At 56.7% G+C, this 2740-nt stretch carries 5 protein-coding genes and 1 pseudogene; 1 reads left to right on the top strand and 5 read right to left on the bottom strand.

From position 1 onward, the window contains the following. Nucleotides 1-175, bottom strand: a pseudogene (gene rplB / locus AC6RA8_RS22045) (50S ribosomal protein L2); the annotation flags it as partial. A gap of 278 nt (nt 176-453) precedes the next feature. Further along, the gene (locus AC6RA8_RS22040) at nt 454-843 is read right to left on the bottom strand and encodes a DUF7684 family protein (RefSeq protein WP_500355920.1); all 390 of its coding nucleotides are present in this window, start codon (nt 841-843) and stop codon (nt 454-456) included. Nucleotides 844-985: 142 nt separating this feature from the next. On the opposite strand from AC6RA8_RS22040, the gene AC6RA8_RS22035 reads away from it, so the two are divergent. Continuing rightward, a complete protein-coding gene (locus AC6RA8_RS22035) occupies nt 986-1327 on the top strand; it encodes a phasin family protein (RefSeq protein WP_500355918.1) in 342 nt (113 codons plus the stop codon). Nucleotides 1328-1496: 169 nt separating this feature from the next. Here AC6RA8_RS22035 and AC6RA8_RS22030 read toward each other — a convergent pair whose 3' ends face one another. From AC6RA8_RS22030 to rplD, 3 genes are all read right to left on the bottom strand, one after another. After that, entirely contained in the window at nt 1497-1865 is a 369-nt protein-coding gene (locus tag AC6RA8_RS22030) for a hypothetical protein (protein WP_500355916.1), read from the bottom strand. A gap of 133 nt (nt 1866-1998) precedes the next feature. Next, on the bottom strand, nt 1999-2295 hold the full coding sequence (locus AC6RA8_RS22025; protein WP_189371474.1) for a 50S ribosomal protein L23: 297 nt from the start codon (nt 2293-2295) through the stop codon (nt 1999-2001). Beyond that, nucleotides 2292-2740: 50S ribosomal protein L4 (gene rplD / locus AC6RA8_RS22020; RefSeq protein WP_500355914.1), on the bottom strand; the 449-nt coding region annotated here is incomplete at its 5' end. The genes AC6RA8_RS22025 and rplD, both read right to left, overlap by 4 nt.

Below are 2740 nucleotides of genomic sequence, written 5' to 3'. Positions count from 1 at the left end.
TCGCGCCCCCGCCTTTGCGGCGCATCGTGATCCGTCCGGTGTTGTTGCGGCCACCATTCTTGGTGAGACCTTCGGTCAGCGCCTTGACGGGGCGCCCCTTCCACAGCTCCGAACGGTCGATCAGAACCAGCCCACGCTGGCCCGGCGTCGTCGGCTTGTACGACTTGAGTGCCATGTTACTGTCTTCCGTTTTGCTAAACGAGCGAGGCTGGCCCCGCCCTATGGTTAAAGGCCCCCGAAGGTGCCCGGTAGTAAGCTCAAACGAGCAACAGCAAAGCCCCGGACGAATCCGGGGCCTTGCGGATGGGGTCGTTTAGGCCAGCGAAGGGGTAGGGTCAACCCGTAGGGTGGGTATTCTGCCCACCAATCCATGGGCGCACAAGAAGCTGGGGGCAGGCGCGCAATCAAAACATGCTAGGAAACTTCGGCAAACATCATTTTCAGATCTGCCTGTCATTCTGCTTCCGAAAAATCCAAAATTAGAAGTTGTTCAAGCTCACGATCATCGTACGACAAGGTGGAATCGAATTTGGCATATCTAAACGCTTCTTTCAGCGGTTGGTCTGGGTGCCAAGTGTTCATGACATAACGATCGGCCGGTATCTCGCGGCCTAAGAAATCCATGATATTGGCGTCGTCGATACTGTCGTCCCAAGACGAACAGTTTTCGCCCCAGGCCATGGCATACAGACACCCTTCCGCAACCAGTTGTTTGGACAGGTTCCATTGCATCTCGGCTGAGATACTACGTTCCAAAATGGGCGAGCACCGAAATTCACCCAACTTCGAGGGGAATGAGATTGGCGTGTCAGTTGGGACGTGAATGTAGTGTAGTTCAGTCATTCAATCGCATCAGAACGTCGTTTGTTCTGCTTGTACTCACATTGCACGCCCACAAAAACCCAACGGCCACACGATCCAGATCAATTCGCCCTCCCACAAAACCCGTTACACTGCGTCCATACCTCCTAGAAAAGGACGCCCCATGCCCAAATCCACACCGCCGAAGCTCAGCCCCGCCCCCATGGCAGCCGCTCTAGCGACCTTCAACCCTGCGACCGCGCAAGCCTGGATGGAGATCACAACTGAATGCACCCGCTTTGCCATGGACAGGGTGCAAAAGGACTTCGCCGCGCAACGCGCCATGATGGCCTGCACCTCGCCAGCTGAACTGATGAAACTGCAATCCAATTATTGCAGGGACGCCGCGCAGGAATATGCGGATCAGGCCTCAAGGATGGTCGAAATGATGACAAAGGCCACCACGCAAGTGGCCGAAGGTGTTACCTCCCCTACCTCCCGAAAGTATGATGACATCCCCTTGTAGTCGCAGGGATTTGCGAATGACAGTTCCGGGCTTGGATGTAGGCGGCTGCCAGTCGAACGCCTCTGCGATTGCGGAACAAAAGCGTACACTATGCAATAGATGCACCTCGGTGCCCTCACCACGCAGGTGGGGTGATCAATAGGCCACCGAACAAGGCGTCCACATGACCCTAGAAATGCGCCTTCGCTTCATCTGGTTTGCCCGCGGCAACAGCAAGTACGCCGGCGACAAGGCAGAACCCAATCGGGAACATGGTGAAGACACCAAAACCAAAGGCATGATACATGAGGCCCGCCGCAACCAATAACAGTCCGCCACCCCAAAGCGCTCGGATCTTGGCCATGGCCCCGCCCGCAATCGCCAACAAGGGCGCCACAAAACTGCTCACGCGCACCAGGGCTTCATTGTCCACTGTGCCAAATATCTCGCCCACTTCCTGATTGGCGCGCACCACCTCGGTGTATCCATAGCCGAAGAAGCCGACGATCATCGCAATCAACCCGCCGATGATACCCAGAACCAAAGCCGCATTTCGCATAGGAACAAAGACCTCTCACATCGCATCGCACGAACATAAGGGGCCAAATGGCAAAGAAAAACCCCGGCCTGCAAATCGCAGACCGGGGTTTGTTCATTTTGCGATGTGAGCGGGGTTCAGCCCCGCCCCACGATCAAAGACCGGTGGTCACGTCGATCGTGTTGCCTTCTTCCAGCGTCACATAGGCCTTTTTCACGTCTTTCCGCTTGCCCAACTGGCCGCGGAAACGCTTGACCTTGCCCTTGGTGATGGTCGTGTTCACGGCCTTCACCTTCACACCAAAGAGCGCCTCAACGGCCTCCTTGATCTGGGGCTTGTTGCTGTCAATCGCCACTTCAAAGACCACCGCGCCGTTCTCGGACGTCATGGTTGCCTTCTCAGTGATGATCGGCTTGCGGATCACGTCGTAATGTTCTGCCTTGGCACTCATTTCAAACGAGCCTCCAGTGCTTCGACACCCGCCTTCGTGATCACCAGGGTGTCACGCTTCAGGATGTCATATACGTTTGCACCCATCGTCGGCAGGATATCCAGACCTTCGATGTTGCGCGATGCTTTCAGGAAGTCTTCGTTGACCGAAGCCCCGTCAATCACCAGCGCACGCTTCCAGCCCAGGTCCTTGACCTGTTTGGCCAGAGCGGCGGTTTTACCACCCGCTGCCGCATCTTCGATGATCACCAGCTCGCCTGCCTTGGCCTTGGCCGACAGAGCGTGCTTGAGACCAAGCTTGCGGAACTTCTTGGGCAGGTCGTGGCCGTGCGAACGCGGGGTCGGACCCTTGTAGATACCACCCTTGCGGAAGATCGGCGCGTTGCGGTCACCGTGGCGTGCGCCGCCGGTGCCCTTCTGGCGATAGATCTTCTTGGTCGAGTAGC

This window comes from Tateyamaria sp. (assembly GCF_059783535.1).
The sequence above is the reverse complement of the archived record's forward strand: the minus strand, read 5'-3'. Positions and strand labels throughout refer to the sequence as shown.

Bases quoted from the DNA above. Each gene is read 5' to 3' on its own strand.
- AC6RA8_RS22030 (WP_500355916.1), bottom strand. From the start codon at position 1,865: ATGCGAAATGCGGCTTTGGTTCTGGGTATCATCGGCGGGTTGATTGCG.
- AC6RA8_RS22040 (WP_500355920.1), bottom strand. From the start codon at position 843: ATGACTGAACTACACTACATTCACGTCCCAACTGACACGCCAATCTCA.
- AC6RA8_RS22035 (WP_500355918.1), top strand. From the start codon at position 986: ATGCCCAAATCCACACCGCCGAAGCTCAGCCCCGCCCCCATGGCAGCC.
- AC6RA8_RS22025 (WP_189371474.1), bottom strand. From the start codon at position 2,295: ATGAGTGCCAAGGCAGAACATTACGACGTGATCCGCAAGCCGATCATC.